Origin of the sequence: Pseudomonas monteilii, assembly GCA_001534745.1 — a bacterium.
In the GTDB taxonomy this organism is placed as follows: domain Bacteria; phylum Pseudomonadota; class Gammaproteobacteria; order Pseudomonadales; family Pseudomonadaceae; genus Aquipseudomonas; species Aquipseudomonas alabamensis.
In genome coordinates this window covers 2,507,771-2,532,109 of record CP013997.1, presented here as the reverse complement: position 1 = coordinate 2,532,109, position 24,339 = coordinate 2,507,771, and the positions used below count along the sequence as shown (strand labels likewise).

Here is a 24,339-nt window from a genome sequence, read left to right as displayed (position 1 = left end):
AAATGGTACTAATGCTTCACGGGAAAAATATTATTTTTTGTACTGGCTTGATCCTTATGCGGTGAAATTAAATTCTAGATAATCGTAATATGAGGAAATTTTATTCAACGCTTATGGCGTTCGCTGATTTCGTTCGATATTTTGGTTATAAGAGGAGCCTGGTGTGGGTTCATCCTTTGTCTCGGGGGACCCTTCGCCAGGGTCTGCCAGCGACGAAGCGTGAGGCTGTCCGTTCGTCAACGGCGCCGCAGGCTGTCCACGGGTCTTGAGCAGCGACAGCACCACGCCGCCCACCAGCAGCCCCAGCGTCACGCCGAGCGACAGCAGCGCCGGCACCTTGCCGATCAACCCGTGGTAGAAGATCTTGCAGCCGATGAACACCAGTACCATCGCCAGCGCATACTTCAGGTAGACGAAGCGGTGCATCAGCGCGGCCAGGGCGAAGTACAACGAGCGCAGGCCCAGGATCGCGAAGATGTTCGAGGTGTAGACGATGAACGGGTCCTGGGTGATGGCGAAGATGGCCGGGACGCTGTCGACCGCGAACACCAGGTCCGCCAGTTCGATCAGCACCAGTGCCAGGAACAGCGGCGTGGCATGGCGCAACGCTCGCGACTGGCCCGGGGGCGTCTTGTGCACGAAGAAGCGGGCGCCATGCAGCTCGTCGGTGACCCGCAGGTGCCGGCGGACGAAGCGCAACATGGGGTTGTTGGCCAGGTCGGGCTGGCTGTCCTCCTTGGACAGCGCCATCTTCACCCCGGTGAACAGCAGGAACGCCCCGAACAGGTACAGCACCCAGGCGAAGTTCTGCACCAGCGCGGCCCCCACGCCGATCATGATCGCCCGTAGCACCACGACCCCCAGGATGCCCCAGAACAGCACACGGTGCTGGTAGCGGCGGGGGATGGCGAAGTAGCTGAAGATCATCGCCATGACGAACACGTTGTCCATGGACAACGACTGCTCGACCAGAAAGCCCGTGTAGAACTCCATGGCCGACTGGGCGCCCAACTGCACCCAGATCCACACGCCGAACAGCACACCGACGCTGAAATAGCCTGAATACAGCAACAGGCTTTCACGCATCTCGATCTCGCGCTCCTGGCGATGCAAGACGCCGAGGTCGAGCACCAGCAAGCCGATGACGATGGCGACGAACACCAGCCACAACCAGGTGCTGGTGCCCAGTACGGGCGTTGTCAAAAACGTCTGCAGAGCTGTCATGAGCCCCTCCTGATGAATGTCGTCGTTGCATGGGCAACCGTGATTCCGACATGGCGGCCTGGCAGCCGTCAGAGGGGCCCGGTAATCACTTGAATCAAGACTAGCTGCAGTCGTACCGGCAGTGAGCGAGCAGGGTGTTACAGCGTTTTTCCAGCCAGGCAGTCTGGCTCAGGTGCATGGAGCGCATGGCCTCAGCGCACCCAGACTTCGACCCGTCGGTTGCGCTGGCGCCCGCTGGCGCGTCCATTGTCGGCGACCGGCAATTGATCGCCCAGGCCCAGGACCTCGCGTACGTCCACCCCGGCACGGGCCAGTTCACGGCGCACGGCCATTGTCCGCAGGCGCGACAGCAGGGCGGCGCGTCCTGGCGTCTGCTTGGGGTCGCCAAAGCCGACCAGCGTCACCTGCGTGGCGGCCAGCCCCCGACCCCGGACGTAGGTCGCGATCCGTTGCACATCGTGCAGCGCCTTGTTGTCCAGCGTCGCGCTCGCTGGCTGGAAGCGCAGGCTCACGTTCAGCCGCAGCGCGTCGTTCTGCAAGGCCTGGTAACGGACCGGCACGTTGCCAAGGCGCCGCGTCGGCAAGGCGAGCACCTGCTGCGACACGAAGTCTTGGCGGGCAACGATGGCCTGGCCGGCCGGGCTGTGCATGAAGGCCACCAAGGCTTTGGCCGAAGGGTTTGGCAACGCTGTCGGCCGATAGACGTACAGGCGACGGGTGAGCGAATAGTCCTCACTGGCCACGGTCGCCGGTGTGGGCAGCAGGGCAGGGGCGTCGCCTGCGGCAATGGCCAGGACCTTGGCGTGGTGCAGGGCGGTCAGGCTGCTGAAGCCGATGGCCTGCGGGTCGCTCGCCACCCGTGCGACCAATGCCGCGTTGGATTCGAAGCGCTCGGCACGCGCCGTCAAGGCTGCCGAGGCGTCGTCGAGCAGCAACGCCCGGAAGGTGTCGAACGTGCCTGAACGCCCGTCACGCGCCAGCACATGGATTTCACCGCCCAACACGCCCAACTGCTCCCAGTCCCTCAAGCGCCCGGCGAAGACCGCCGTGAGCTGGTCGAGGGTGAGTGCCTTCAACGGATTGGCCGGATGGACGACCACGGCCACGCCGTCCAGACCGATGACCTGCTCGGCCTCGGCCGCGTGCAGGTCACCCAGCGCGCGCAGTCGCCAGGCAGAAGCGGCATCCAGGGGGCGCGACGCGGCGGCAAGGTCCGCACGACCAGCCGCCAAGGCATCGAAGCCGGTCTGGGTACCATGGGCGGCGATCTCGACGCGCAGAGGCTGGCCATCGGTGCCCAGGGCAGTGATGGATACTTCGTTCAGGACCGGGCTTGCCTGGGTTCGAATGCCCGAAGCGCCTTGCCCGGCCAGCCAACCGCGTACCAGCGTGGGCAGGGCAGCGGCGCCCAGGGTGTTGGAGCCTGCGATACGCAGGAGAGGCTCGGTTGCCCAGGCAGGGCTCAGCCACAACGACAGCAGAAGGCACACATGACGCATGGACGCGTGTTCTCGGTGGGTCAGGGGTCCAGGCTACCGGCTGTGAATGACACGTCGATGACTGGCCGCCGGAAGGCCTCTGCGCTTATGCTGTTACGAAATATTTCCAAGAACCGCACAAAGAGGAGGCACGATGCCGCTGAGAGACCTGTTGCTGGCCCTGGTGGTCATCGTGGTGTGGGGGCTGAATTTCGTGGTGATCAAGATCGGTCTCGACGGCCTGCCCCCCATGCTGCTGGGCGCGCTGCGCTTTGCCCTGGTGGCGTTCCCTGCCGTGTTCTTCATCAAGCGGCCGCAACTGCCCTGGCGCTGGTTGATCGCCTACGGCGCGACCATCTCGCTCGGTCAGTTCGCCTTCCTGTTCCAGGCCATGTACAGCGGCATGCCCCCAGGCCTGGCGTCGCTGGTGCTGCAGTCCCAGGCGTTCTTCACCCTGTTCTTCGCCGCCCTGTTCCTGCGCGAACCGTTGCGTCCGGCCAGCCTGGCCGGCCTGCTGGTGGCCGCGGGCGGGCTGGCGTTGATCGGCAGCGAGGACAGCAGCCACGTTCCGCTGCTGGCCCTGGTGTTGACCCTGTGCGCCGGGGCCATGTGGGGCATGGGCAACATCATCACTCGGCGCTTCGGTTCGGTGGATCTGGTGGCGCTGGTGATCTGGGGTGGCCTGATCCCACCGCTGCCGTTCCTGGCCCTGTCGTACTGGCTGGAGGGGCCGGACCTGATCGGTCAGGCCCTGACGGGCATCGGCTGGCACTCGATCGGCGCGCTGGCCTACCTGGCGTTCATCGCCACCATGCTCGGCTACAGCCTGTGGAGTACGCTGCTGTCCCGCCATCCTGCCGGCAAGGTGGCACCGTTTTCCCTGCTGGTGCCGGTGATCGGCCTGAGTTCCTCGGCCTGGTTGCTGGGTGAGCGGCTGAGCGCGATCCAGGGGTGGGGGGCGCTGCTGGTCATGCTCGGCCTGCTGATCAACGTGTTCGGGGCGCGCCTCGGCCAGCGTCTGCGCGCGGTGTTTTGCTAGGATGGGCGCTTCCGTTCACCCTGTCTGAGAGGGCAGCGGTTTCACGCTGCTTCCTGGCTCGAGGAGAGTCCCATGATCGTGACCACCACCCACCATGTCGAAGGTCGCCCGGTCGGCGCTTACCTGGGCATCGTCAGCGCCGAGTCGGTACAAGGCGTGAACTTCGTCAGAGACTTCTTCGCCCGCTTCCGGGATGTCTTCGGCGGTCGCTCGCAAACGCTGGAAAGCGCCTTGCGCCAGGCCCGGGAGCAGGCCACGGCCGAGTTGATAGAACGGGCCCGCCACGTGAAGGCGGACGCCGTGATCGGCGTCGATTTCGAGATCAGCATGCCGTCGGTGCAAGGGGGCATGGTAGTGGTCTTCGCCACCGGTACGGCGGTGCGGCTGAACTGATGCCGGGATGGGGCGCGTGATTGCCCTGGGCGCTCAGTAGCGTTCTGTGCGCTGGGCAATCAGACGATTGGCAATCTGGTTGAGGAATTTTCCCAAGTTTGTTGACGCGGCTCAAGCGAAGGGCAAGTACGCCTCGCCGTCGAACGTTGGCTGTGCCTTACTGTGCGCGCTTTTCGGCACAGGAGACCGACACCATGCGCATCAGGGAAGAGACTTACTGGACGTGGGCCGATGCCCACTTGCACAGCCGCTGCCATGACGAAGTCCTGAGCGACGGCACCACCCTCGACGTGCAGGTTCGCTTGTCGCGGCTAGGCGCTGCCCAGCTGTTTCTGGGCGTGTATGACCGTTCGGGCAAGGCCCTTGTGGAGGAGTACTACCCGTCGAGGCCTGGCGAGAGCATGACCCGTGCGATGGTCTGGGGCGTGAATCGGGCCAGGGCGCTGGCGATCGATGAGGAGGGTCGCGGCGCTCAGCAGAAACGTGCGTGAGGCACGTCAAGGTCGGCCACCCCGGACCCTGGACAGGGAAGGGGTGGCTGATCCGAGAAGGGCTTCAACGTGCCAGGTGACGGCCCGCACCCTCAGGCGCCAGCGCCTTGAGCGACTCCAGGACGCCGCCGACGAAGTCGGTATCGGCGGCGGCCTTCCTGCCGACGTAGCCCTGGCCGCGGCGGAACACCTTGAGACAGGCTTTCATGCTGGGCATGTGCGCGTCGATCTCGCTTTCGCCGATGTTCGGCGGCAGGCGGTCGAGGCGTACGTCGCCGGCCTGGCTGATCCACAGGACATGGTCGTCGTGGCTATCCTTGCGCGTGGCGAACAGACGAGCCAGTTGGTCGAGCGTGAGTTGATCGTTCAAGTTCATGGTCAAGCCCCTTTATCCAATATGAAGTGATTCCCAGCGCTTCTCATATGTAGCGCGTTACCCAGGCTGCTACCGCAGCGTCACCACAGGGGCTTTGTCACCTGCCTTTTGGACAGTTCCTGCTCCACGAGCGGCCGTTTCCTGCTGAATCGACCGCCTGGACTACCCGTGCCTGCCTCCGATCAGGAAGACGGCCTCATCATGCATAACCCTGAAAGCACCCGTCAACCGTTTTGTAGTGAAAAATAAAAGTCACTACAAGACTGGGCGGTCGCAGTTTCCTGAGGGATATCGAAAGGCCTTGCGCTGTCCTTTCATCGACAGTCAGGGTGGTGTTGGCGTTAGCAGGACAGCCTTTCGCGGCTTATGCTGTAGCGCTCTTTCTCTCCGCTCGGAACCGGTTGCCATGAAATACCTGCGCACGCTCTTCGACCCTTTCACCTTGACCCTCTTGGCGGTGGTCGCGCTGGCCACCGTGGTGCCTTGCCATGGGCAGGGCGCCCAGGTGTTCGGCTGGCTGACCAACCTGGCCATCGGTCTGCTGTTCTTTCTGCACGGCGCCAAGCTGTCCCGTGAGGCGATCATCGCCGGTGCCGGCCACTGGCGCCTGCACCTGGCAGTGTTCAGTTGCACCTTCGCGCTGTTCCCCTTGATCGGCCTGGCCTTCAAGCCGCTGTTCATGCCCCTGGTGGGCAACGAGCTGTACCTGGGGGTGCTGTACCTCTGTGCCTTGCCGGCCACGGTGCAGTCGGCCATTGCCTTCACCTCCCTGGCCCGGGGCAACGTGCCAGCCGCGATCTGCAGTGCGGCGGCGTCCAGCCTGTTGGGGATCTTCCTGACCCCGTTGCTGGTGATGCTGCTGCTGGGCGCCGACGGCGAGACCGGGTCGGGCCTGGATGCGGTCCTGAAGATCACCTTGCAGCTGCTGGTGCCTTTCGTCGCCGGTCAGGTGGCGCGCCGCTGGATCGGCGGATGGGTCAAGCGCAATGCCCGCTGGCTCAAGATCGTCGACCAGGGCTCGATCCTGCTGGTGGTCTACACCGCCTTCAGTGACGCCGTGGTCACCGGCCTCTGGCAGAGCGTGTCGCCCCAGCACCTGGCCGGGCTGTTCGCGGTCTGCGGGGTCCTGCTGGCGGCGATCCTGCTGGTGACGCACCTGGTGGGTCGGCTGTTCGGATTCAACCTGGAAGACCGCATCACGATCCTGTTCGCCGGCTCCAAGAAAAGCCTGGCCACGGGCGTGCCCATGGCTCAGGTGCTGTTCGTCGGCAGCGGCATCGGCGCGATGATCCTGCCGTTGATGCTGTTCCATCAGATCCAGCTGATGGTCTGTGCCGTGCTCGCGCAGCGCTATGCACGCCGCGACGTGGACATCGAAGGCGCACCCGCCGCACGCTGAGGCGGCGTCGTGCGTCGTGCGTCGTGCGTCAGTCGGCTTCAGGGTTCAAGGGGTGCAGCGCCCGAAAGCTCTGCGCCTCCGACACCAGCCAGTCGTGTACCGCCCGTGGGCCGGGGCGCATCAGGCCTGCGGGTGGGTAGAGCAGCACGTAACGTTTGTGGTTGGGGATCGGTGTGCCGAACGGCACGATCAGGGCGCCACGCTCCAGCTCGTCGTTGAGCAAGGTGCGCCGGGCGATGGCCACGCCAATGCCGGCAATGGCGGCTTCGATGGTCAGGTGGTTGCGGTTGAAGGTATGACCCCGGCGCACGTCCAGCCCGCCCGCGCCGATCCTGTCCAGGTAGAACTCCCACTCCGAATACTCGGAGCTGCCACGCCAGGCGGTGATGTCGTGCAGGAGCGGGTAATGGACCAGGTCCGCTGGCCCGTGCAGCGGCGGCCGGCCGCGCAGCAGGGCCGGCGAGCACACCGGAAAGATCTGTTCGTCCAGCAGGGGCGTGGAGAGCATGCCTGGGTAACTGCCGTCGTTCAGGTCGACCGCCAGGTCGAAGTCGCCTTCGTGCAGCGGCTGGTTGCTGTCCTCGGCCACCAGGCGCAGTTCGATGTCCGGGTAGCGCTGCTGCAGGCGTGGCAGCCGTGGTGTAAGCCATTTGGCGAGAAACGAAGGGATGGAGCGCAGGCGCACCGTGCCACGGATGTCGCCGGCGTTCAGCCGCACCAGCTCGGCCTCGATGCTGCCGTAGGCATCGGTGACCGTCTGCGCCAGGCGCTGGCCCTCGGCCGTCAGCTCCACGCCACGGGCACGGCGCAGGAACAGGCGAAAGCCGAGCCGCTCTTCCAGTTGGCGCATCTGCTGGCTCACGGCACCGGGTGTAATGTGCAACTCCTCGGCGCAGCGCGTGAACGACAGGTGCCGCGCCGCGCAGGAAAACACGTGCAGCCAGACGAACAGGGGGCCGGTGAGCTGTCGATGCACGGTTTAGTCCTGCTAAAGGCTTGGTTAGGAATTTTCGTTGGTCAGTGTAGGGTAATCACGTCACCATCGCACCACAACGGCATCGATCGCTTCCTTCACGTGGAATTCATCGATCGCATCTCGTGACCGACGGTGAGGTATTAGCATGGCTATCAGTGTGTTCGACTTGTTCAAGATCGGCATCGGCCCTTCCAGTTCGCACACCGTCGGCCCCATGCGCGCTGCGGCGACCTTCGCCAAGGCGCTGAGCGATCAGGGTCTGCTGACACAGGTCGAACGGGTCGAGACCCGTCTGTACGGATCGCTGTCGGCCACTGGCGTCGGCCATGCGACCGACCGTGCCACCTTGCTTGGCTTGATGGGGCAATGGCCGGACCAGATCGACCCGCACAGCATCGGCCCCCGCATCGACCAGCTGATGCAGGAGCACTGCCTGATGCTCGACGGCCGTCACCCGGTCGACTTCCATTACACCCGTGACCTGCTGCTGCTCGACGAGAACCTGCCGTACCACCCCAATGCCATGCGCCTCGAGGCATTTGGCGCGGGCGGCAGCCTGCTGTCGCACACCTATTATTCGGTGGGCGGTGGTTTCATCGTCGAGCAGGCCGAGATCGATGCGCCGTCGCAGGGTGAGGGCGACGTGATACTGCCCTATGAGTTCTCCACCGCGGCCGAGTTGCTGGCGCTGTGCAAGACCCACGGCCTGAGCGTGGGGCAGTTGATGATGGCCAACGAGCGCGCCTGGCGCAGCGAACAGGACATCCGTGACGGCCTGCTGAAGATCTGGGCAGCCATGCGCGAATGCGTCGCCAATGGCCTGAGTCATGAGGGCATTCTGCCGGGCGGCCTCAACGTCCGTCGGCGGGCGGCCAAGCTGCACCGCAGCCTTCAGGAGTTGGGCAAGCCCAATGTCATCGGCTCGACGCTCAGCGCCATGGAGTGGGTCAACCTGTTCGCCCTGGCCGTCAACGAAGAAAACGCCGCGGGCGGGCGCATGGTCACCGCGCCCACCAATGGCGCCGCCGGCATCATTCCTGCCGTGCTGCACTACTACATGAAGTTCAACCCCGATGCCTGTGACGATGACGTGGTGGCGTTCCTGCTGGCCGCTGCGTCCGTGGGCATCCTCTGCAAGAAGAACGCGTCCATCTCCGGCGCCGAAGTCGGCTGCCAGGGCGAGGTCGGCTCGGCCTGCTCCATGGCGGCCGCCGGTCTGGCCGAAGTGCTGGGCGCGACCCCGCCGCAGCTGGAAAACGCGGCCGAGATCGCCCTGGAACATAACCTCGGCCTGACCTGCGACCCGGTCGGAGGACTGGTCCAGGTGCCGTGCATCGAGCGCAACGCGATCGCCGCGGTCAAGGCCATCAATGCCGTGCAGATGGCGCTGCGCGGGGATGGCGAGCACTTCATTTCCCTGGACCAGGTGATCCGCACCTTGCGCGACACGGGCGCGGACATGCACGACAAGTACAAAGAGACCTCGCGCGGCGGGTTGGCGGTCGCTTACGTCGAATGTTGAAGGCAACGCGAGCAGGGCCTGGCTTGCCGCTTGCCACCTGAACTTCCCCCGACCCCGGTCGTTCTGACACTGCATGTCTTTCTTGCCGTCAGTTCACCGGGGTGCCCATGCAACGCCTGTCCATCAGCCAGATCACCACCCAGCCGTTGTCCATCGAAGACGACCTGCAGCTGTGCAGGCGCCTGGGGTGCGCGCTGGAACTTGCCGAAAAGAAGCTGTCCACCGACCCGCAGCAGGCGCGCGACCAGTTGGCGATGATCAAGGACAGCGGGGTGCGCATCACCTCGATCCAGCCGCGTATCCTGACCCTCTACCCCACGCAGTCGGCGCCTGAGCCACAGGCCCCGGAAGCCCGACTGGATGCGCTGATGCGCACGGTCGAGCTGTTCGCAGGCTTCTGGCAGGACGTGCCGCTGGTGACCAACACGGGTGCCGATGCCGAAGGTAACGAAGCGCGGGTGTGGGACGGCTGCCTCGAGCGCTATCCGACCCTTGCGCGGCATGCCCAGGCCCATGGCCTTAAGATCGCCTTGGAGGCCCTGGGGCCTTCGTTGATGAACCGCAACTCGATCCTGTTCGCGTTCAGCCAGGCGCGCGAGCTGGCCGCCCAGGTCGACCATCCGGCATTCGGGGTGTGCCTGGACCTCTACAACAGCTGGCAGGATCCCGGGCTGGTCGAAACCCTTAGCGCGGACAAGCTGTTCCTGGTGCAGTTGGCCGACTGGCGCCGCCCACGCTCGCTGCACGACCGCCGTGCCCTGGGGGAGGGTGCGATCCCCTTGAGTGGGCTGCTGGGCGCGATCGTCGCGTGCGGGTATACCGGTGACTATGTACTGGAAATCTTTTCGGAAGCCGTGTCCGACTCATTGTGGGCCGACAAGGCCACGGTGGTGCAGGCGGTCGAGGCCAGCAAGGGCACTTTCGATGCGCTGGCCATGGCCATGGACCGCCGGGCTCAGTCCTGAGCCCCACGCTGGACGATGTCCAGCACCTCGCGTACCGCGCTGGCCTCCAGTTGCCCGGGGGCCGAGGCCTGTCCGACGCTGGCATAGGTCAGCGCCGCGCCGGTCAACTGGCCGCTCAGGCGAGAAGTGACGCCCAGCGGCCCCATGGACATCGTCAGCAACGGGCGATCCGCGCGGCGGTACACCTCCTGACTGGCCGCCATCAGCGTCAGGACATCTTCCGGCGCCTTGGGCATCACGGCGATCTTCAGGATATCGGCACCCAATGCCTGCTGGCGCAGCAGACGCTCGACGATCACCTCACGGCTGGGCGTGGCCTGGAAGTCATGGTTCGACAGAATCACCGCCACGCCTTGCTGATGCGCCTTGGCGACCAGCGCCTGGACGCTGGCCTGGGGTTTCATCATCTCGATGTCGAGCAGGTCGATGCGTGTCTGTTCCAGCAGGGCTCTGCACAGGCGAGCATACGCATCGTCTGGCAGCGCACGCTCGCCACCCTCCTGGGCGCTGCGGAAGGTCGCCAGCAGCGGCTTGCCGTGCAGGTCGGACACCACCTGGTCGACCCACGCCACCGTGTCCTGAAGCGACAGCGTGTCGGGCAGGTAGTCCAGGCGCAGCTCGGCGATGTCCACGGCCTCGCTGGCGGCCAGGGCCTGTGTCTGTCGACGGATCGTGTCGAGGTCCCGACCGGTGATCGAGGCGATGATCGTGGGCGCGCCCTCGCCGATGGCCAGGCCCTTGAGGCGTAGCACTGGACCTGCACCTTTTTGGCCAGACAGATGATCGAATTGGCGTTCATGCGCTGCTTTGGCCCAGGCACCCTGGACAAGCGCCATGCCCGCCGTGGTCACGGCGGACTTGATCAAGAATTCACGACGTTGCATGCGCCCTCCTGTGGCGATGGGTCCGCAAAGCCCCTGACTAGAGCCTTCAGGCTTCGAACCGCACGCGGTATGGAGGGTTCAACCCCGATACTGGGCGTGCCTTGCCCAGGCAGCGCCGAAGACCGCCGGTCGTTCGGACCTTTCCGTTAATCGCACAACACCGGTGCAAGGCATTTCTTCAGTTATGGTGAAGAGGCGAAGCACGCATTCGCACCTGAGCGAATGACCCATTGCTGGGCTGGTCATCCACCAATCGGCGCTCGACTGACGTCAGCTCTGCCTTCGCACCCATGGACCATCTTGAGAGGGCCAAGGTATGTCACTGCTAGGGTTGTCGACGCTGGAAATGCGTCAGCTCATCGAACGGGCCTGCCTGCCCGACCGATGCGAAGTGAGCTGCTCGGAAGACGGTCACCTGACGATTCGCCTGGGTAGAGGCGATTCGCTCGAGGAATGCGTGGTACTCGATGGCGTGCCGCTCGACAGCCTGAACAGCACCCGGGATGTGCTGGGGCTCATCGTGCAGTTGCGCCACCAACAGCATCCTCCTGCCAGCCAGGCCCAGCACCGGGCATTCGCCTGAAGCCAGAAAGGGCCTGGCATGCCGTTGCCTGATGCTGCTGGAAGCTATTGAAGCTCCAGCAGCAGCTTGATGCCGCCGTCCCCGCATTTGCCATGGTGACGCACCACGCCATGATACGCCTTGCCTTCCCAGACGAAGGCGAGGCTGTGCGAGCGATCCAGCTTCTTGGGCAGGGGCGGTGCGATATGAAGCTGCAAGCCCTGCCGGCCGCCCAATTGCAACGGGGCGAGCTGCACTTCGCACTCGACCCGTTGAGACAGCGGCCCGAAGAGGGTATCGCGAACATAGTCCAGTTCGAGGCAGGCGCTGGGTGCACGGCAGGATGACTTCATGGGACTGACTCCATCGACGAGGGTCGGGGCATCTGGCGAATGACCCGGGAGGGTAGGCGAAAGTCCCTGTTCGAAGCCTCCCGGCTTCAGGCGTTCAATTCATTTGCGCGACAGATAACGCACGTCGCGGAACCTGTCGGTTCTTTGAGGGTGGCAAAGGGTCGATCGAGGGTCAAGCGACAGGTGCGTTAATTCAAGCATCTTCGGAACAGGCCGATCGACGGTAGCCGACGGAGCCGGTATGGCAGCCCATCGCTTAGCGAATGAAGTGCACCTTGCCCGTGTCATCGTTGCCCATGTAGATGCCATAGACACCGGCTTGCCGCTCGAGGATGTAACGTTCGAGGATCTGCCGGATGGCCGGGTAATAGATCTCATCCCACGGAATGTCCGCCGGCTCGAAGAACCGGTACTCCAGCGTCTCGGTGCCGAACTGCCCGGTTTCCTCGATGACGGTGGCGCGGAAGATGATGTAGACCTCGCTGATGCGCGGCACACTGAACACCGAATAGGGCGCAAAGATGTCGGCGCGAACGCCGGTTTCTTCCCACACCTCGCGCAAGGCGGCTTCCTCGGTGGTCTCGCCGGCTTCCATGAAGCCTGCAGGCAGCGTCCAGGTCCCAGGACGGGGCGGGATGGCGCGCCGGCAGAGCAGGTACTTGCCCTCGCGTTCGATGATGCAGCCGGCGATGATCTTCGGGTTTACGTAATGAATGTACCCACAGCCTGTGCAGTGCAGGCGCTCATGGGTATCGCCGGGCGGGGTGCCCCGAGCCAGTTCCAGGGTGCAGTGGGGGCAGTAGCGCGGGGCGTTGGGCATGATCAGCGGCCTATGCGGGGGTCCTTGAGGGCCACCGGGGCGACCAGGTCGCGCACCTTGGCCGTGTCATCCTGCTTCTGGCGCAGATACTCCAGCGCCACCTTGGCGGCGGCACGTACGTGATCGACCGAGGCCTGGTGCGCGACCAGCGGATCGCCGCTCTTGATCGCCTCGACCATCTTCTCCATCTCCAGGTTGCTGGCACCTCGGCGGTTGACCTGCGATACCGAGGTGGCGCGCAGGTAGCTGATGCGCGCCTGCAGCTGGCGCAGCTGGGTCGCGGCGACCTGGTTGCCCGAACCTTCCAGCAGCACGTCGTAGAAACCCTGGACCGAGTCGAGCACCTGTTGCAGCTCGCCTTCTTCCAGGGCTTCGCGGTTTTCTTCCAGCGCGCGCTCCAGGGCCCGGATGTGCTTGGCCTTGGCGTTGAGGGTGAACAGCTGGACGATCAGGCCTTCCAGCACGCAGCGCAGCTCGTAGATGTCGCGCGCGTCTTCCAGGGTGATGATGGCGACGCGGGGCCCCTTGGCGTCTGCAAATTCCACCAGCCCTTCGGATTCCAGGTGACGCAGCGCCTCGCGCACCGACGTGCGGCTGACGCCCAACCGCTCGCAGAGGTCGCGCTCGACCAGACGGTCGCCGGGCAGCAGGTGAAAGTTCATGATCGCGGCGCGCAGCTTGTCGAGCACGATTTCACGCAGGGTAACGGGATTGCGGTTGACCTTGAAGCTGTCGTCGAGGGGCTGGCGTTTCATCGAGTGCGCTCTGAGAGAGGCCGCCGAATCCTGGCTGCGGGACACCCCGAACCTGGGTGCTTCCTGCAGGGTTCGACTGGCCCGTTGTTAACGGGTTGACTCCGCGTCGGCCTCGGCGAACGCTTCGCGCGCCAGGCGGAAACTGTCCACCGCCGCCGGCACGCCGCAGTAGATGCCGACCTGGAGCAGGATTTCGCGAATCTGTTCGCGGCTCAGCCCGTTGCGCAAGGCGCCGCGGATATGCAGCTTGAGCTCATGGGGGCGGTTGAGCGCGGAAATCATGGCCAAGTTTATCATGCTGCGTTCCTGGAGCGACAAACCATCACGGCCCCAGACGTGGCCCCAGCAGTACTCGGTGACCAGTTCCTGCAAGGGTTGGGTGAAGGCATCGGCATTCTGGATCGAGCGGTTGACGTAGTCCTCGCCCAGCACCTGGGTGCGGATGGCCAGGCCTTTTTCGTACTTCTCGCTGCTCATGGCGCAAGCTCCTGGAAAGAAAACGGGGCCGCAACCGAGGGTGAGTGCGGCACGACCCCAAAAACGGTATCAGCCAAGCGGCGGCAGGGCGCCAAGCTTGCCCTTGTGATAGAGCATCGGTGCCAGCGGGGTGTCCGGCAGGATCAGGTGCTTGACCGCGCCGACGATGATGGCGTGGTCGCCACCGTCGTATTCGCGCCACAGTTCGCATTCGATCACCGCCGTGGCGTTGGGCAGGATGGGATTGCCCCGTTCGCTCAACTGCCAGTCGATGCCGTTGGCCTTGTCCTTGCCTTTGCCGGCGAAGGCATAGGCCTCCTTGGTCTGTTCGGCCGACAGCAGGTGGATGGCGAAGGACTTGCTGTCGCGCAGGACCGGGTAGGTGTCCGAACTGTAGTTGGGGCAGAACAGCACCAGCGCCGGATCGATCGACAGCGCGCTGAAGGCGCTGGCGGTGATGCCGACGATGCCGCCGTCGGCATCCAGGGTGGTGACGATCGTCACGCCGGATGGGAACGAGCCCATCACGTCTTTGTAGATCCCGGGTTCGATCATCTCAGTGTACCTCTCAACGCATCACGAAGGGGTCGGGCATCGGCGCGGTGGACAGGTTGATCCACACGGTCTTCAGCTCGGTATAGGCGAGCACCGAGTCGATGCCGCTCTCGCGGCCGTAGCCGCTGTTCTTGAACCCACCGATCGGGGCCATGGCCGAGACCGCGCGGTAGGTGTTGACCCAGATGATACCCGAGCGGACATCGCGCGCCAGCCGGTGCGCACGGCCCAGGTCGCGGGTCCAGATGCCGGCGGCCAGGCCGAACTGCGAGTCGTTGGCGATCGCCAGGGCGTCTTCCTCGGTCTTGAAGCGGATCACCGCCGCGACCGGGCCGAAGACTTCTTCCTGCATGATCGTCATCGAGTTGCTGTCGCATTCGAACAGCGTCGGTTCGTAGAACCAGCCGTCCCCCTCGACCTGGGCGCGCTTGCCGCCCATGCGCAGGGTAGCGCCTTCGGCCTGGGCGGCCGCGACCAGCTGCTCGACCACGGCCAGCTGCTGCGCGGTGGCCATCGGGCCCATCTCGCTGTCGTCGTGCTGCGGGTTGCCGATGCGGATGCGCTGGGCGCGGGCGATCAGGCGCTCGACGAACTCATCGAAGATCTCGTCCTGCACCAGCAGGCGCGAACCGGCCACGCAGCTCTGCCCGGAGGCCGCGTAGATCCCGGCCACGGCGCCATTGATGGCGCTGTCCAGGTCGGCGTCGGCGAAGATGATGTTCGGCGACTTGCCGCCCAGCTCGAGCGACAGCTTGGCGAAGTTCTCGGCGCTGCTGCGCACCACGTGACGCGCCGTGGCCGCGCCGCCGGTGAAGGCGATCTTGCGCACCAGCGGGTGGCGGGTGAGGGCTGCGCCCGTGCTCGGGCCGAAACCGGTGACCACGTTGACCACGCCCGGCGGGAAGCCGGCTTCCAGGGCCAGGCGCGCCAGCTCGAGGATGGTCGCCGAGGCATGCTCGGAGGGCTTGAGCACGATGGTGTTGCCGGCGGCCAGGGCCGGTGCCAGCTTGATCGAGGTCAGGTACAGCGGGCTGTTCCACGGGATGATCCCGGCCACCACGCCGATCGGCTCGTGCACGGTGTAGGCGAACAGGTCCGGCTTGTCCAGCGGCAGGGTACCGCCTTCGAGCTTGTCGGCCAGGCCGGCGGTGTAGTGGAAGAACTCGGGCAGATAACCGACCTGGCCGCGGGTCTCGCGGATCAGCTTGCCGTTGTCGCGGCTTTCCAGCTGGGCCAGGTGCTCCTTGTTCTCGGCGATCAGGTCGCCCAGGCGGCGCAGCAGCTTGCCTCGGGCCGTGGCGGTCAGACCACGCCAGGCCGGGTTGTCGAAGGCGCGCTGGGCCGCCTGCACGGCCTGCTCGACATCGGCTTCGTCGGCGTCGGGCAACTGGGCCCAGGCCTGGGCGGTGGCCGGATCGAGGCTGTCGAAGGTCTTGCCGCTCTGCGCATCGCGCCATTGGCCATCGATGCACATCTGGAAACGAACGAGGGTCATGCGACTATCCCCTTGGCGGATTCGGTAAGCGTGCGGGCGTGGCCAAGGAAGTCCAGCAGCATGCGGTTGACTTCACGCGGCGCTTCCACCGGCATCATGTGGCGTTGTTCGGCGAGGATCACGCTGCGGGCGCCCGGGATGCGTGCGGCCAGCTGGCGCGTCATGGCCGGGGTGGAGCCGGTGTCCAGCTCGCCGGTGGCGATCAGCGTTGGGGCCTGGATCGTGTCCAGGTCGTCGGCGCGGTACATGTCCTGGGTGGCGAACAGCGAATAGGTGGTGTGGTAGCCCTGGGGGTCGTTGTCGCCCAGCACCTGGCGGATGGCTGCGACCTGGGCCGGGTTGGCGGCCTTGTATTCAGGGCTGAACCAGCGCTCCAGGGCGGCGTCGACGTTGGCGTCCGGGCCCAGTTCGGCGGCCTGGGCAGCCCGGGCGATGACCCCGGCGCTCTGCTCGGGCGTGCGGTTGAAGACGCTGTTGAGCACGACCAGTGCGCTCAGGCGCTGTGGGTAGTGCAGCGCGAAGGCCCGAGCCACCAGGCCGCCCATGGAGAAACCGATCACCGTCGCCTGCTGGATCTGCAGGTGATCGAGCAGCTCGACCAGTTGCGCGGCATAGCCGGCCAGGTCAGTGTCGGCTGCCGGGCGTGGGCTCATGCCGTGTCCCAGCATGTCGTAGGCGATGACGCGGTAGTCGTTGGCCAGGCCGACGAACTGCCCGCCCCACATTTCCTTGTTCAGGCCCACGCCGTGGATCAGCACCACAGGTTGACCCTGGCCGAGGCTCAGGTAACTGGTCCCGGCCGGTGTACGTTCAGCAGCAGGCTGAATCATGGACGGCGCTCCTTGAGGGCAGGGCGGCCGACGGCGCGCCCGTTTCCTCTGATCATTGTTATTGAGCGTTGGCTTTCTCGGCAGCGATCTCTTCGAGATCGATGTAGCGGTTGCCGATGCGCGGGTGCAGGCGGCCACCGTCGGAGGCACCCAGGACCACCACGATCTCGTCGGCGCGCGGCGCGTCTTCGATCTGCATTTCCAGGGTGATGTAGTGCGAGCGCTGGCCTTCGTCGTCCTTCTGCATCATCGGGATCTGGATCGACGTGCCCGGGCCGCCACGCTTGTTGGTGAAGCTCAGGTAGCTCTTGGCCTGCACCGCCTCGCGGTAGTGGTTGCCGAAACGCAGGGTGTGGATCACGGCCGAGGCGTGCTCGATCTCGCCATCGGCGCCGACCACGGCGGCCTTGCCGTAGGCTTCGATCTTGTCCGCGCCACCGATGGCAGCGGTCAGGCGCTCGACCATCAGCGCGCCGAGGTCGGAGCAGTGCTCACGGATCTCAGGCTTGAGGTCTTCGACGAAACCGCGACCTGCCCAAGGGTTCTTGATCACGACGGCCAGGCCGACCATGGTCACCGGCTTGTCGGTAGCCTTGCCGCCTTCGATGCGGGTTTCTTCGGAGTAGGTGACGATCTTGCGGATTTCGAAACTCATGAGCGGCTCCATGATGGGTGTTCGGGGCTTTGTTGTCTTATGGTATACCATAAGACGATACCTGCAACAGGGTGTATGGAAAATACGTCGCGCGCGTAGGGGCGGGGTGACGCTGCCGCCATCCGGCCTTTCGCGGTCGTGCCGGCACCCCGGCAGGAACCGCTTCAGAAGGCGGTAAAGACCCCCTCGCACCGTTTACCGGAACGCCGGTACCACTTCGTTGATAAACAGCTCCAGCGACTTTTTCTTCTCGGCATGGGGCAGGCTGTTGTCGCACCAGAAGCTGAACTCGTCGACGCCCAGTTCCTGGTAGTACTTGATCCGCGCGATGATTTCTTCGGGCGTGCCGATCATGGTGTTCTTGCGGATGTTGTCCAGGGCGAACGCAGGCACCTCGGCGAACTTCGACTCCGGGCTCGGCGCCAGGAAGCCGTTGACCGGCGTGGTCTTGTTGCCGAACCAGGCGTCGAAGGTGCGGTAGAAGCGCGAGATCGCCTCGGCGCCGACCTTCCAGCCGTCCGGATCCGCCGGGCTGTGCACATGGGTGTGGCGCAGCACCATCAGTTGAGGGCGCGGCACGTCCGGGTTGTTGTCGAGTGCGGCCTGGAACTTGTTCTTCAGGTCCAGCACCTCTTCATCACCCTTCATTAGGGGCGTGACCATCACGTTGCAGCCGTGCTTGACCGCGAAGTTGTGCGAGTCCGGGTCACGCGCGGCGATCCACATCGGTGGCATGCCGTCCTGCACCGGCTTGGGCACGCTGGTCGAAGTGGGGAAGTTGTACACCTCGCCTTCGTGGGCATAGTCGCCCTTCCACAGCTCACGCACCGCCGGGACCATTTCGCGCAGGGCCTTGCCGCCATCGGTCGCCGGCATGCCATTGGCCATGCGGTCGAACTCGAACTGGTAGGCGCCGCGGGCCAGGCCGACTTCCATGCGCCCGTTGCTGATCACGTCGAGCAGCGCGCATTCGCCTGCCACCCGGATCGGGTTCCAGAACGGGGCGATGATGGTGCCGGCGCCCAGGCGGATCGTCTCGGTGCGCGCGGCCAGGTAGGCCAGCAGCGGCATCGGGCTGGGCGAGATGGTGTACTCCATGGCGTGGTGTTCGCCGATCCAGACGGTGCTGAAACCGCCGTCTTCGGCCATCAGGGTCAGTTCGGTCAGGTCTTCGAACAGCTGGCGGTGGCTGACCTGGTCATCCCAACGTTCCATGTGCACGAACAACGAAAACTTCATGGGGCTTTCCTCGCAGAATTGTCATGGTGGCCTGGCGGGCAGGCTGAAGCGGGCAGGGCGGGCGCAGGCCCGCAGGCGGCGTCTGGCTCAGCCGAGGGCTGGCAGGCTGGCCATCTTGCCGCGGCAATAGATCATGGGGTTGGGGGCATCGGCGGGCACGATCAGGTTCTCGACCTTGCCGACCATGATGGCGTGATCGCCACCTTCGTACTCGCGCCACAGTTCGCATTCGATGATGGCGGTGGCGTTGGCCAGTAGCGGGTTGCCGCGCTCGCTCAAGGTCCACTCGATGCCGGCCGCCTTGTCCTTGCCCTTGCGGGCGAAGGCGTAGGCTTCAGCCTGCTGCTCGCCGGAGAGCAGATGAATGGCGAAGCGCTTGTTGCGGATCAGCACCGGGTAGGAATCGGAGGTGTAGTTCGGGCAGAACAGGACCAGGGGTGGATCCATCGACAGGGAGGAGAACGCGCTGGCCGTCAGGCCGACGATCGAGCCGTCGTCGTCCAGGGTGGTGATGACGGTGACGCCGGAAGGAAACGAGCCCAGGACGTTCTTGTAGACGGTTGCATCAATCATGGCGTGATCCTCGATTGGGAGCCGTTTTTTATAGTTGATGTGTCTGATGGTATACCGTAATACCCGATTTGCAAGCGCTTTTTGCAGGCGCCAAAAAAACAGGATGAACGGCTGGAGGCCGCGTATTTAAAGGCCTGAATGGATTCAGCAAAAGCCTTGAGGATGAACCGGAGCGGATCAGAAGGCGCGATTTACGGCGGATCAGTGTTGTCAAAAGTTTGGAATACCATAATATGGTCCTCAGCTGAGAGGCCGCCCCGAGCGGTTTCCGTACAACGATAAAAACGACCTTTCGAGCTAAAATCCTATGTCCCAGCCGTCTTCGCAGCACCAGCTTGTCGAGAATCACACGGTCGATTACGTTCCACCTGCCGAGCGCCACGGGAAGGCGCGCGACCTGTTCACCCTCTGGTTCAGCACCAACATCGCGCCACTGCCCATCGTGACCGGCGCCATGGTGGTCCAGGTGTTCAACCTGAACCTGCTCTGGGGGCTGATCGCCATCGCACTCGGGCACCTCATCGGGGGCGTGGTCATCGCCCTGGCCTCTGCGCAGGGACCGCAGCTGGGCATTCCGCAGATGGTGCAGAGCCGTGGGCAGTTCGGTCGCTACGGCGCCTTGCTGATCGTCTTCTTCACCGCCTTGATCTACGTCGGCTTCTTCATTTCCAACATCGTCCTGGCGGGCAAGTCGATCCATGGCATCGCCCCGAGCGTGCCCATGCCGACCGCCATCGTCATCGGCGCCCTGAGCGCGACCGCCATCGGCGTGATCGGCTACCGCTTCATCCACAGCCTGAACCGCATCGGCACCTGGGTGATGGGCTCGGCCCTGCTGGCCGGCTTCATCATGATGTTCAGCCAGGAACTGCCGGCCGACTTCTTCAGTCGCGGCGCCTTCAACCTGTCCGGGTTCATCGCCACCGTGTCGCTGGGCACCATCTGGCAGATCAGCTTCTCGCCGTACACCTCCGACTACTCGCGCTACCTGCCCAAGGAGATCGGTATCGCCAAGCCGTTCTGGGCCACCTACTTCGGTGCGACCCTGGGCACGATCCTGTGCTTCAGCTTCGGTGCGGTGGCGGTGTTGTGCGTGCCGCAGGGCACCGATGCGATGGATGCGGTGAAGCAGGCCACCGGCTGGCTCGGCCCGGTGCTGATGGTGCTGTTCCTGCTCAACATCATCAGCCACAACGCCCTCAACCTGTACGGTGCGGTGCTGTCGATCGTCACCGCGATCCAGACCTTCTTCGCCCACTGGACGCCGAGCGTGAAGGTGCGCGTCGTGCTGGCGTCGGTGATTCTGCTGGCCTGCGGCATGGTGGCGTTGAACGCCTCGGCCGATTTCATCGGTCAGTTCATCGGGCTGATCCTGGCGCTGCTGCTGGTGCTGGTGCCGTGGGCGTCGATCAACCTGATCGACTTCTACCTGATCAAGAAGGGTGTGTACGACATCGCCTCGATCTTCAGCGCCGATGGCGGGATCTATGGCCGCTTCAACCACCACGCGATCATCGCCTATGCCTGCGGAATCCTGGTGCAGTTGCCGTTCGCCAATACCGCGTTGTACGTGGGGCCGTACTCGAACCTCGTCGAAGGGGCGGACCTGTCCTGGCTGTTCGGGTTGCTGGTGACGGCGCCGCTGTACTACTGCCTGGCGACGCGCGGAAAGGCGGCGGCCATCAAGGCGGGGCGGGTGGTGAGCGCGCATGAGTGAGTCTTCGAGGGCTGCCTTGCAGCCCGTCGCGGGCAAGCCCTAACGGCTGGGCCGTACTGGCAGAGGTTTGTCTGAAGCAGAGGAATGGCTGATGGCGTAGGTCCTGCAGGCCACCGGATCAGCCATGCCGTGGCTCAGGCCAGCCTGTATTCAGCCCTCTTGTGGGGCTTGCCCGCGATGCAGGCGGCGCTTGAACGGGCGCTATCGCTGGCAAGCCCGCTCCCACAGAAAATAAATATCTTATTGATTTTAAAGGGAATAATTTCAGAATTTTGTGGGCCCTGCGGGCCCAATCGCGGCCGGTCCGGCACCCCGGCTGGGGCCCACAGGAACCGCGATGACCTGTATCACCGCGGTGGGGCTACGGGTGTAGGAGCGGCCCCCGTGCCGCGATGGGCCGCAAAGCGGCCCTAAAATCGATTAGCAATGAAGCTTCGGATCTTGCCGGCTATCGCCATGTTCTCTGCGCCACAGCGCGGCGCCAAGGCGGCGGGTGGACTCCCACAGGTCTCGATTCCACGCATGCATTGGCGCAATGACCGCCACCCTGGGAGTGGGCTTGCCCTCGATGCAGGCGGCGCTTAATCGGGCGCTATCGCTGGCAAGCCAGCTCCCACAGGTTCTGATTCCACGCATGTATTGGCGCAATGACCGCCACCCTGTGGGGCTTGCCCGCGATGGCGGCGGTCGCTTCACCGCGTCTTCAAGACACAAGCACCAGCCTCAGTGCACCCGTCTACGTCCCTCGACACACTGCGCCGCTTCCAGCGTCAGCTGGTCCAAGCGTTCGTCACGCTGACGCTCCGCCTCAATCATCGCCTCTTCGCCATTGTGATTGAGCAGATAGGCATGGATCTGCCCCACCTCGGTGGTCTGATACAGCGGTGCAATGTCCAGGCGCCCGATCAAGGCCTCGCTGACCCGCCCGGTACTGGTCATCAACACCTGCGGGCCGCTGGCCGCCACCACCTGCATGCCCATGGCCTCGAACCACGGCACCTGGTGCGCGAAAGCGGCCAGTTCGACACACGCGTAGTCGGCCTGCAGCTCACCCAGCAAGGCCCGGGCGATGCCCTGGCGCCGCGCCTCGGGCAAGACGATCAAGAACGCCAGCGCGCAGGTATCGTCGCGGTCCGCCGCCGGCAATCCGAGGGCAAAACCCAGCAGGCGATCCGGCGCCTCGGCATCGAGCGCCAAGGTCAGCCGGGCCTGTAGTCCGCGGGTGCCGTCGAGCGCTTCGAGGTATTGATGGGCCTCCAGGCCCACACCGTACTGGTACAGCGGATAGAGCGTGTTCGACGGCGCGATGGCCACGCTGCTCACCTCCCCGACATGGTCGATCACCAGTTGACGGATCTGGCTCTGGAACGATTCGGGGGGCATGCCGTCGAGACGGCTGAGAATGAACATCACATGACTCCAACGGGAAAGCGGGGGGGTGAGCGGCAAGCAGAAAGCTGCAAGCCGCAAGCATACCGCAGTGCTTGTCCCATGGCGCTCCAGCAGAGCATACGCGACGCTTGGAAGGCTCAGATTGAGCAGAGACTCGGCGCATAGGGGGCTGGTACCCAAGCCCCTACACCCCCGTCCTGCGTTCAGCCATCCAGGTACTTTCCGCCCAGACGCTCTGCTTGCCGCGTGCCGCTCACGACATGCAGCTGCTTCAGAACCAGCGATCGTTACGTTTGCGACCACGGGTGAGGGCAGGCAGGATCAGGCCGGCAAGCAGACCGGCACCGGCGATGCTGCCCCCATAGACCATGTAGCGCATCATCACTTGCTTGTTCTCGTCGCCCAACCGCGCCTGGGTATCGCGCAGGTTGGACTGGGCCTGGTCGAGCTGCTCGCTCAGGTCCTTGTTACGGGTTTCCAGCTCGGTGATCAGCGATTTACGCGAGTCGAGGGTTTCCTGCATGCCCTGCACCCGGTTCTTCCAGGTGTCGTCGATGTTCTTGAGCTGGTCGCTCAACTGCGCTACCTGGGCATCGAGCTGCGGCAGGCGCTCGAACTGGCCGGGCACCGCCTGCAAGTCGCTGCTGTTGATCCAGACCACGTCGCCGCTCTGGCCGCGCACCTGGCTGTAGTTGCCCTGGGTGCCGATCAGCGTCACCTTCTGCCCGGACTTGAGCGTGCCGACGATGCGGTGGCCATCGGTCGGTCCGCTGCGCACGTAGGTGCTGAGGCTGTCGCTGACCCAGCGGGCGTCGCTGGCAGCTTCCTCGGCATGGACGGGCGCGGCGAGCGCCAGCACGGCGCCGATCAAACCACCACGCAGGGCGGCGAGGGCAGTGAAGGAGCGGGAATCGGGCATTGTGAGTCTTCGCATGTACAGGACGAATGTAGGCCCATGGGCGGGCCGGCGAACGGGTCAGGTAAACGACCGTCAGCCAAAGACCTTTTTTTGAAGGTTCGGTTCACTGAAGGCGGTCAGAAAAATCCGATCCAATGATGGCTCCATCGAATCATCGATCGGGTGTCTCGCGCCCGTGCTTCAGCTGCTTTCACGCTCGATCACCTCGCAATGCAAGCGATTCAACCGCGCCACGTCGCCTTCGACGGCGATCACGCCGAGGGCTTGCAACACCCGTTGCGCCGCCACTTCGCCGATGGCCTGCGCAGGCGGGCGCAGGGTCGTCAGGCTCGGCAGCAGCAGCCCGGCGAAGGGGTAGTCGCCGAAGCCGACGATGGCCATGTCCTCGGGCATGCGCACCCCGGCGCGCTGACCGGCCAGCAGCGCGCCGGCGGCCAGGTTGTCATTGGCGAACAGGATCGCATCAGGCCGTGGATCGCAGGCCAGCAGCGCCTCCATCGCCTGCCGCCCGGCGTCGAGCGGGGTGGCGTGCGGCGAGGGCACCCACACCGTAGGCGGCAACCCGGCCTCGGCCAGCACGTCCAGGTAGCCATCGCGGCGCTCCAGCGCGCTCAAGTCACCCGGCACGCTGTTGGGCACGAAGGCGATGCGTCGATAGCCTTTGTCCAGCAGGTAACGACAGGCCTGGGCGCCGGCGTCACGGTGTACGAAGCCCACCTGGACGGGTGCGCGCTCCGGGGTGTAGTCCCAGGTCTCCACCACCGGCAGGTCCGCCTGGGCCAGCAGTTTTTCCGTCGCCAAGCTGTGGAACCGACTGGTGACCACCAGGGCGGCGGGCGACCAGCCAAGAAACGCCCGTACGGCCCGCTCTTCGCGAACAGGATCGAAGTCGCTCGATGCCAGCAGCACCTGGTAGTCGTGACGGCTCAGGGTATCGCTGAACGCTTGCAGGGTCGGTGCGAAGATCGGCCCGGAGAGGTTCGGAACGACCATGCCGACGATGCGCCCCCTGGCCGAAGCCAATCCACCAGCCACCCGATTGGGTACGTAGCCGAGCGCCTCCACGGCAGCCTGGATGCGCTCGCGCAGGGGCAGCGACACCTGCTCGGGCTGATTGAAGAAGCGCGACACGCTGATGGCCGACACGTCGGCCGCATGGGCCACCTCGGTCAGCGTGACACGGCCTGCGCCACGGCGCTTGCGAAAGGGAGTCTTGGCTGAGCCCACAGTGGCATTCCTGGAAAAAGTAC

Annotated in this window: 26 protein-coding genes; 8 read left to right on the top strand and 18 right to left on the bottom strand. The window is 64.7% G+C overall.

Annotated elements, in window-relative coordinates; all coding sequences use genetic code 11:
• Positions 1–111: 111 nt before the first annotated feature.
• Positions 112–1,224 (bottom strand): hypothetical protein, encoded by a 1,113-nt coding sequence (locus APT63_10820; GenBank protein ID AMA46082.1) that lies wholly within the window; start codon positions 1,222–1,224, stop codon positions 112–114.
• A 191-nt stretch (positions 1,225–1,415) separates the two neighbouring features.
• Complete coding sequence (locus APT63_10815) at positions 1,416–2,723, bottom strand: hypothetical protein (GenBank protein AMA46081.1); 1,308 nt, start codon at positions 2,721–2,723, stop codon at positions 1,416–1,418.
• Positions 2,724–2,856: 133 nt separating this feature from the next.
• Here APT63_10815 and APT63_10810 point away from each other — a divergent pair, with 133 nt between their 5' ends.
• The 3 genes from APT63_10810 (at position 2,857) to APT63_10800 (ending at position 4,625) form a co-directional block, all read left to right on the top strand.
• Positions 2,857–3,741: an acetylserine transporter gene (locus tag APT63_10810; GenBank protein ID AMA46080.1), complete on the top strand. Its 885-nt coding sequence runs from the start codon at positions 2,857–2,859 to the stop codon at positions 3,739–3,741.
• Between the two features lie 72 nt (positions 3,742–3,813).
• On the top strand, positions 3,814–4,134 hold the full coding sequence (locus tag APT63_10805; protein ID AMA46079.1) for a hypothetical protein: 321 nt from the start codon (positions 3,814–3,816) through the stop codon (positions 4,132–4,134).
• A 194-nt stretch (positions 4,135–4,328) separates the two neighbouring features.
• Positions 4,329–4,625: a hypothetical protein gene (locus APT63_10800; GenBank protein ID AMA46078.1), complete on the top strand. Its 297-nt coding sequence runs from the start codon at positions 4,329–4,331 to the stop codon at positions 4,623–4,625.
• A 64-nt stretch (positions 4,626–4,689) separates the two neighbouring features.
• Here APT63_10800 and APT63_10795 read toward each other — a convergent pair whose 3' ends face one another.
• On the bottom strand, positions 4,690–5,001 hold the full coding sequence (locus APT63_10795; GenBank protein AMA46077.1) for a hypothetical protein: 312 nt from the start codon (positions 4,999–5,001) through the stop codon (positions 4,690–4,692).
• Between the two features lie 406 nt (positions 5,002–5,407).
• On the opposite strand from APT63_10795, the gene APT63_10790 reads away from it, so the two are divergent.
• Entirely contained in the window at positions 5,408–6,400 is a 993-nt protein-coding gene (locus APT63_10790) for a bile acid:sodium symporter (GenBank protein ID AMA46076.1), read from the top strand.
• Positions 6,401–6,428: 28 nt separating this feature from the next.
• Here the strand turns inward: APT63_10790 and APT63_10785 are convergent, their stop codons facing one another.
• Positions 6,429–7,376, bottom strand: coding sequence for a LysR family transcriptional regulator (locus tag APT63_10785; GenBank protein ID AMA46075.1), 948 nt, complete (start codon positions 7,374–7,376; stop codon positions 6,429–6,431).
• Between the two features lie 145 nt (positions 7,377–7,521).
• Here APT63_10785 and APT63_10780 point away from each other — a divergent pair, with 145 nt between their 5' ends.
• Together APT63_10780 and APT63_10775 are read left to right on the top strand one after the other, a co-directional pair.
• A complete protein-coding gene (locus tag APT63_10780) occupies positions 7,522–8,898 on the top strand; it encodes a serine dehydratase (protein ID AMA46074.1) in 1,377 nt (458 codons plus the stop codon).
• Between the two features lie 107 nt (positions 8,899–9,005).
• Positions 9,006–9,863: a hypothetical protein gene (locus tag APT63_10775; GenBank protein AMA46073.1), complete on the top strand. Its 858-nt coding sequence runs from the start codon at positions 9,006–9,008 to the stop codon at positions 9,861–9,863.
• Here the strand turns inward: APT63_10775 and APT63_10770 are convergent.
• Positions 9,854–10,747, bottom strand: coding sequence for a hypothetical protein (locus tag APT63_10770; protein AMA46072.1), 894 nt, complete (start codon positions 10,745–10,747; stop codon positions 9,854–9,856). The two genes, APT63_10775 and APT63_10770, sit on opposite strands and share 10 nt — an antisense overlap.
• Positions 10,748–11,063: 316 nt before the next feature.
• On the opposite strand from APT63_10770, the gene APT63_10765 reads away from it, so the two are divergent.
• Positions 11,064–11,330, top strand: a complete 267-nt coding sequence (locus tag APT63_10765; GenBank protein ID AMA46071.1) for a hypothetical protein — start codon at positions 11,064–11,066, stop codon at positions 11,328–11,330.
• Between the two features lie 44 nt (positions 11,331–11,374).
• On the opposite strand, the gene APT63_10760 is transcribed toward APT63_10765, so the two are convergent.
• The 10 genes from APT63_10760 to APT63_10715 form a co-directional block, all read right to left on the bottom strand.
• A complete protein-coding gene (locus APT63_10760; protein ID AMA46070.1) occupies positions 11,375–11,662 on the bottom strand; it encodes a hypothetical protein in 288 nt (95 codons plus the stop codon).
• Between the two features lie 256 nt (positions 11,663–11,918).
• Entirely contained in the window at positions 11,919–12,482 is a 564-nt protein-coding gene (locus APT63_10755) for an NUDIX hydrolase (GenBank protein AMA46069.1), read from the bottom strand.
• Between the two features lie 2 nt (positions 12,483–12,484).
• The gene (locus APT63_10750) at positions 12,485–13,237 is read right to left on the bottom strand and encodes a GntR family transcriptional regulator (GenBank protein AMA46068.1); all 753 of its coding nucleotides are present in this window, start codon (positions 13,235–13,237) and stop codon (positions 12,485–12,487) included.
• Positions 13,238–13,324: 87 nt separating this feature from the next.
• The gene (locus APT63_10745) at positions 13,325–13,714 is read right to left on the bottom strand and encodes a 4-carboxymuconolactone decarboxylase (GenBank protein ID AMA46067.1); all 390 of its coding nucleotides are present in this window, start codon (positions 13,712–13,714) and stop codon (positions 13,325–13,327) included.
• A gap of 69 nt (positions 13,715–13,783) precedes the next feature.
• Entirely contained in the window at positions 13,784–14,269 is a 486-nt protein-coding gene (locus APT63_10740) for a flavin reductase (protein AMA46066.1), read from the bottom strand.
• 13 nt (positions 14,270–14,282) lie between these two features.
• Complete coding sequence (locus APT63_10735; GenBank protein AMA46065.1) at positions 14,283–15,764, bottom strand: carnitine dehydratase; 1,482 nt, start codon at positions 15,762–15,764, stop codon at positions 14,283–14,285.
• The gene (locus APT63_10730) at positions 15,761–16,594 is read right to left on the bottom strand and encodes a 3-oxoadipate enol-lactonase (GenBank protein ID AMA46064.1); all 834 of its coding nucleotides are present in this window, start codon (positions 16,592–16,594) and stop codon (positions 15,761–15,763) included. Before APT63_10730 ends, APT63_10735 begins: the two co-directional genes overlap by 4 nt.
• Before the next feature lie 58 nt (positions 16,595–16,652).
• Positions 16,653–17,249, bottom strand: coding sequence for a peptide synthetase (locus tag APT63_10725; protein ID AMA46063.1), 597 nt, complete (start codon positions 17,247–17,249; stop codon positions 16,653–16,655).
• 195 nt (positions 17,250–17,444) lie between these two features.
• Positions 17,445–18,488: a monooxygenase gene (locus APT63_10720; GenBank protein AMA46062.1), complete on the bottom strand. Its 1,044-nt coding sequence runs from the start codon at positions 18,486–18,488 to the stop codon at positions 17,445–17,447.
• An 87-nt stretch (positions 18,489–18,575) separates the two neighbouring features.
• Entirely contained in the window at positions 18,576–19,061 is a 486-nt protein-coding gene (locus APT63_10715) for a flavin reductase (protein AMA46061.1), read from the bottom strand.
• Positions 19,062–19,368: 307 nt separating this feature from the next.
• On the opposite strand from APT63_10715, the gene APT63_10710 reads away from it, so the two are divergent.
• The gene (locus tag APT63_10710; protein AMA46060.1) at positions 19,369–20,778 is read left to right on the top strand and encodes an allantoin permease; all 1,410 of its coding nucleotides are present in this window, start codon (positions 19,369–19,371) and stop codon (positions 20,776–20,778) included.
• Positions 20,779–21,501: 723 nt separating this feature from the next.
• On the opposite strand, the gene APT63_10705 is transcribed toward APT63_10710, so the two are convergent.
• The 3 genes from APT63_10705 to APT63_10695 form a co-directional block, all read right to left on the bottom strand.
• On the bottom strand, positions 21,502–22,188 hold the full coding sequence (locus APT63_10705) for a GNAT family acetyltransferase (protein AMA46059.1): 687 nt from the start codon (positions 22,186–22,188) through the stop codon (positions 21,502–21,504).
• Positions 22,189–22,441: 253 nt separating this feature from the next.
• Positions 22,442–23,089, bottom strand: a complete 648-nt coding sequence (locus APT63_10700; protein ID AMA46058.1) for a peptide-binding protein — start codon at positions 23,087–23,089, stop codon at positions 22,442–22,444.
• Positions 23,090–23,269: 180 nt separating this feature from the next.
• Positions 23,270–24,316 carry a LacI family transcriptional regulator gene (locus APT63_10695; GenBank protein ID AMA46057.1) on the bottom strand — a complete coding sequence of 349 codons (1,047 nt, stop codon included), beginning with the start codon at positions 24,314–24,316 and terminating at the stop codon, positions 23,270–23,272.
• Between the last annotated feature and the right edge of the window lie 23 nt (positions 24,317–24,339).